The 5498-nt window shown below is 48.9% G+C and carries 6 protein-coding genes; 3 read left to right on the top strand and 3 right to left on the bottom strand.

Translation table 11 applies throughout. The features are described 5' to 3' along the window. The first annotated feature begins 121 nt into the window (after window positions 1-121). The gene (locus tag Q7V06_RS01250; RefSeq protein WP_304836893.1) at window positions 122-817 is read left to right on the top strand and encodes a TIGR00266 family protein; all 696 of its coding nucleotides are present in this window, start codon (window positions 122-124) and stop codon (window positions 815-817) included. A gap of 124 nt (window positions 818-941) precedes the next feature. Beyond that, complete coding sequence (gene lysS / locus Q7V06_RS01245; RefSeq protein WP_304836890.1) at window positions 942-2441, top strand: lysine--tRNA ligase; 1500 nt, start codon at window positions 942-944, stop codon at window positions 2439-2441. A gap of 8 nt (window positions 2442-2449) precedes the next feature. On the opposite strand, the gene Q7V06_RS01240 is transcribed toward lysS, so the two are convergent. From Q7V06_RS01240 to hxlB, 3 genes are read right to left on the bottom strand one after another with little or no spacing between them, the layout of a single operon-like run. Further along, on the bottom strand, window positions 2450-3481 hold the full coding sequence (locus tag Q7V06_RS01240) for a M42 family metallopeptidase (RefSeq protein WP_304836887.1): 1032 nt from the start codon (window positions 3479-3481) through the stop codon (window positions 2450-2452). Between the two features lie 9 nt (window positions 3482-3490). After that, window positions 3491-4585 carry a pyridoxal phosphate-dependent aminotransferase gene (locus tag Q7V06_RS01235; protein ID WP_304836884.1) on the bottom strand — a complete coding sequence of 365 codons (1095 nt, stop codon included), beginning with the start codon at window positions 4583-4585 and terminating at the stop codon, window positions 3491-3493. A 10-nt stretch (window positions 4586-4595) separates the two neighbouring features. Continuing rightward, window positions 4596-5168 carry a 6-phospho-3-hexuloisomerase gene (gene hxlB / locus Q7V06_RS01230; RefSeq protein WP_304836896.1) on the bottom strand — a complete coding sequence of 191 codons (573 nt, stop codon included), beginning with the start codon at window positions 5166-5168 and terminating at the stop codon, window positions 4596-4598. Between the two features lie 128 nt (window positions 5169-5296). Here hxlB and Q7V06_RS01225 point away from each other — a divergent pair. Beyond that, the coding region (locus Q7V06_RS01225) for a DUF1622 domain-containing protein (protein WP_304836881.1) at window positions 5297-5498 on the top strand (202 nt) is incomplete at its 3' end.

Raw genomic sequence — 5498 nt, 5'->3', positions numbered from 1 at the left:
CCCCGTCCTTCAGGGCGGGGTAGTTGACCTTACCCACCTGAAATAGCAAAGAGACAATTGTTGGGTCGTTGACAAACTTCATCTTCTTCCCCGCAGATACAGAAATACTGGTGAAGATCAGATGAAGTATGAAATTCGGTACAAACCATCCTTTTCGCTCCTTGTGGTAACACTCAATCCCGGGGAGAGTATCACTGCTGAGGCAGGGGCAATGACCTATATGCACCCCTCAATCACTGTATCGACGAGAAAACGTGAGAAGAGCCTTCTCGGATCGCTCGGCCTCTCACTTCTTGGAGGACAGAGTTTCTTTGTCACCGACTATACCGCCGGAAACGAGGCTGGAGATGCGGCATTCAGTGCTGCGCCGCTTGGTGATGTTGACACTCTTCAGATAGGTCCCGGGAAAGGCTATATCATTCAGAAAGCCTCGTATCTCGCGGCTGAACGTGGTGTTGACCTTGATATGAAGTGGGAAGGCTTTACAAAAGGGCTCTTTGGCCAGGGTCTTCTGATGATCAGGGTTTCAGGTGAGGGGACACTCTTCATCAATACCTTTGGCGCAATCGATAAACATGTACTGAAACCAGGTGAGAAGATGATCGTCGATAACTTCCATCTTGTCGCCTTCAGCGATACCTGTCAGTACCGTGTGACGAAGTTTGGCGGGTTGAAAGAGACCCTACTATCAGGTGAAGGGCTCGTCACCGAGATCACTGGTCCTGGCGAGATCTATATCCAGACGAAGAATGTCCGTGAGCTCGCTGATATGATCTGGTCGATCATTGAGCCGAGAGTCCAGGCAAAATCCCGGTAATTTCTGATTGTTTATACGGTGTGGATCTCCCTCCACCCTTACACCTTAATACTTTTCCATTCAATTTTATTAGGTCATTATCATCGGATCAAAGACGATCCTATAATCACAGAGGACTATTTCCATGAATGAAACACCCGGTCTGAATTTTGACGAGCAGAAAGTGCAGAAACTCAAAGAGCTGCAGGAGAGCGGGGTCTCCGTCTACCCCTGGCGTTTCGATCGAACTGATAAAACAGATGAGGTTCTCTCAAAGTTTTCTGAGATCTCCCATGATAAGAGTGAAGAAGCGGTTGCTGTCGCTGGCAGACTCTATACGAAACGGTCACATGGCAAGACCGTATTTGCCGATCTTGGAGATGATAGCGGGAAGGTTCAGCTCTATATCCGCAAGAATGATCTCGGAGATGAAGCATTCACATTCTTCACAAAGAACATCGATGTTGGAGACATCGTCGGTGTCAGGGGTCATGTATTCAGGACAAAGGTGGGTGAGATCAGCATCTGGGCAGATGAAGTTACTCTCCTATCAAAATCCATCTGCCCTCTCCCTGAGAAGTACCATGGATTAACAAAGGTAGAGACCAGGTACCGTCAGCGGTACCTTGATCTGATCACAAATGACGAGGCACGGGCCATATTCCGCACCAGGAGCAGGATCATCAGCAAACTCAGATCGGACCTGAATGCAACAGGCTTCATGGAGTTTGAAACCCCGACGATCCAGCCGATCTATGGTGGTGCAAATGCCCGGCCGTTTACGACATATCATAACTACCTTGACCAGAAACTCTACCTCAGGATAGCACCTGAGCTGTACCTGAAACGGTTGATCGTTGGTGGCTTTGAGAAGGTCTTTGAGATCGCCAAGAACTTCAGAAACGAGGATATCGATACCCATCACAACCCAGAATTTACAATGGTGGAGATTTACTCCGCATATGCCGACTATAACGATATGATGAGCCTCACAGAAGACCTCATCTCCGGAATCATTTTGGAAGCCGCAGGCACATACGAGGTAACCTTCGATGAGAAGAAGATCAACTTCGCCCCACAATGGAAGCGGATCTCTATGGAAGATGCGGTTCTTGATGTTGCCGGAATCAATATCCATACAAAATCACCTGCTGAACTCAGAGCGATCGCAGAAGAGAATCAGATTGACGGATGGGAGAAGGCCATATCTCCGGGTGAATTCCTCGTCCTCTTCTTTGAGCATTTTGTCGAGGCAACCCTCATTCAGCCGACTTTCATATACGACTTCCCGATAGAGAACTCTCCCCTGGCAAAGAAGCACCGGTCAAAGCCCGGTTTCACCGAGCGTTTTGAGCTATTCGTTGCCGGAATGGAGCTTGCAAACGGGTTCTCTGAACTGAACGACCCTCTTGATCAGAAGGCACGATTTGAAGAGCAGGATGCAAAACGCCAGCGTGGGGATCTCGAAGCACAGATGATCGATTATGACTTCATCAACGCGCTTGGATATGGTATGCCGCCGACTGGCGGGGTGGGTGTCGGAATCGACCGGCTTGTGATGCTCGCAACCGGTCAGAACTCGATCAAAGAAGTGATCCTCTTCCCATCAATGAAGACGATTAAAAAAGAGGAAGAAGAGGAATAAATTCCTCTTCAGGGTCTTGTTTTCAGTGCCTCACAGAGGAGGCGGATGCCTTCTTTAATATCGTTTAAGTCCACAACCTCAACCGGTGAATGGATGTACCGGGCCGGGATCGAGAGGGGAATACTTGGAATCCCACCCTGTTCGAGATGGATGATCGTTGCATCTGTATTGCCGCCGGTTCCAACTTCAATCTGGTGAGGAATACCTGCATCTTCTGCTGTGGAGCGGAGCCATGCAACCATCTTCGGATCAGATATCAGACCTCTCCCGCTTGCGGAGACGATGATGATGACAGGCCCTTTTCCCATCTCAATGCTCGCATCTTTCTTGTCGATGCCCGGATGGTCCCCTGGGATCGTGACATCGGTTGCGATGGCGCAATCAGGGTTGATGGCATAAGCACTCGTCTTTGCTCCCTTCAACCCGACCTCTTCCTGGACGGTGAAGACCGCATAGATGGTATGGGGCGAGTCGAGCTTTTTGAGCGTCTCAATCAGCATCGCGCATCCGACCCGGTTATCAAATGCCTTTCCGGTTAACCGACCGCCTGCGAGTTCTTTTAATTCTCTGTCGATGGTGATCGGGGTGCCTATCTCAATTCCGAGGTTGGCAACATCTTCTGCAGATGAGGCACCGATATCGATGAAGAGCTCCTCCTGTTTCAGCTCCTTCTTCCGATCCTCATCTTTCATCATATGGGGAGGTTTTCCGCCGAGCACACCGATGATCTGCCCCTTCTTTCCATGAAGGATGACCCGCTGTGCATAGAGTGCAGGCATGAACCATCCACCAAGAGTAATGAATCTGATGAAGCCTTTATCATCGATATACTGGACCATGCACCCGATCTCATCCATATGGGCCGCAAGCATCACCTTGAAGTCACCGCCCCTCTTTACTGCGATCAGGTTGCCCATTGAGTCGGTCGAGAGTTCATCAACATAGGGTGCAATTTCACCTTTGATCATCTCGACGATATTCTGCTCATACCCAGACACTCCATGTGCGTCCGAGAGCCGTTTGAGTAATTCAAGTACCACAATAATCACTTATACAACGTTTCGTATCCGATTAAGTGCTTCTTTTAAGGCATCCTGTGATGCAGCATAGCTGATCCGTGCATATCCTGATCCTTTTTCTCCAAATGCAGTGCCAGGAACGATGATTACACCCGCTGAGATGATCGCTTCCATCTGCTCCTTTCTCATCGGGACGAAGAGGTAGAATGCACCTTCAGGAACTTTGAAGTCAAAGCCCATCTCTTTCAAGCCACCTGCCATCATATCGCGGCGTATACGGTATTCATCCCGCATCGCTGTGACGACACTCTGATCGCCGGTATATCCTGCAAGGGCCGCATACTGGGAGATTGAAGGGGCGCATGCGATAACATACTGGTGTACCTTGATGCATTCCTCAACGATCTCAAGCGGAGCCGCCAACAGACCTAACCGCCATCCTGTCATTGCATAGGTCTTGCTGGTAGCGTTGATAGTGATGACATTGTCTCCAAAGGCCGCAGCACTATAATGTTTTCCTTCATAGATGAAGTGCTCATAGACCTCATCGGAGATGACGATTGTCCCCTGATCGTCTGCATATTCCACGATCCCACGGATCGTATCTTTTGATTCGACGATACCGGTCGGATTTGCCGGAGAGTTCAGGACGACCATCCTTGCACCATCTATCGCATCATAGGTTCTGTTCAGGTCGATCCGAAGATCCTCTCCGAGTGGAACCGGGTCTGCTCTTCCGCCTGCCAGTTCTGCAAGGGCACCATAGGAGACAAAACCAGGATCAGAGAAGACCACCCGGTCACCAGGGTTAATCATAGCCTGCATTGCTATATGGAGTGCCTCACTTGCACCTGCGGTGACGATGATCTCTGATGGTGAATACCTGAGTCCGTTCTCGTTCCTGAACTTGGAAGAGATCGCCTCTCTGAGTTCCGGGATTCCGGAGTTCTGCGTATATCCCGTCTTACCATCTTGTATCGCCCGAATCGCAGCCTCTTTGATATGAAGAGGTGTATCAAAGTCGGGCTGACCGAGTGCAAGGCTGATAGCATTTGGCCCTGCCGACTCAAAGATCTTCCGAATACCAGAGATCTCAAGATTTAGTACCCTATCTGCAAATTTCATATGGATTCCCTTACTCAATGTTGGTATGTCGCTTCTTCAGTTCTCCCTCAGAGGTCTGCGTGATCTCCATCAACCGTGAGACGACAGCATCTGAGAAGATCATAGCAGTCGTCTCGAAGATGGTGCCGAGTGGGGCAAAAGACTTGTGTTCCCCCATCATCTGACGGATTTCGTACTCATGAGAGTCATCAGTGACGGCGTCACGCTGGCTCTCGATGACAACGATAACATCGGCGATCTTTCCAATCCGTGATTCCTTATTCGATGTAATAAGGCCAATTGTGGCTCCTATCTCTTTTGCCGTCTCTGAGATGTCTGCGATCGTCTTCGTGTTGCCGGATCCGGAGAAGGCAATTATCATATCGGATTGTTCGATTGCAGGAGTGATCGTCTCCCCGACAACAAATGATTTGAGACCAAGATGCATCAGCCTCATCGCAAATGCCTTTGCAACAAGCCCGGATCTTCCGGCACCCATCACATAGATGCGTTTGGCATTGAGAATTGCATGGGTGAACGCATCCACCTCTTCATCTTCGATGGCATCAGCAATAGACCGGACTTTCTGTGCCATCAGCCTCATCATATCCTGAACTCTTCCATTTTTCACCATGGTACATTCCTGATAACTTCTTTTACCCCTTCCTACATGAGAATATCTGAGAAGAGTATGGTATACTTAATAAATGGTGCATGATCCATATCAGGAATATGGAAGCGATTGATATCATTCTTCATTACTTTGTTCTTGCCTTCGAGACCGCCGGAGCTCTTCTGATAATTTTTGGTGGTGTTCGTGCTATCATCGGTGTTCTCAGACTTGAAGTGATTCACCAAAAATCAGTTACCTACAATTCAATACGTAGAGATTTTACCAACAAACTCATTTTTGGACTTGAATTTATCATCGCCG

The sequence above is a fragment of the Methanocalculus sp. genome, from assembly GCF_030651615.1.
Lineage (GTDB): Archaea > Halobacteriota > Methanomicrobia > Methanomicrobiales > Methanocorpusculaceae > Methanocalculus.
The sequence above is the reverse complement of the archived record's forward strand: the minus strand, read 5'-3'. Positions and strand labels throughout refer to the sequence as shown.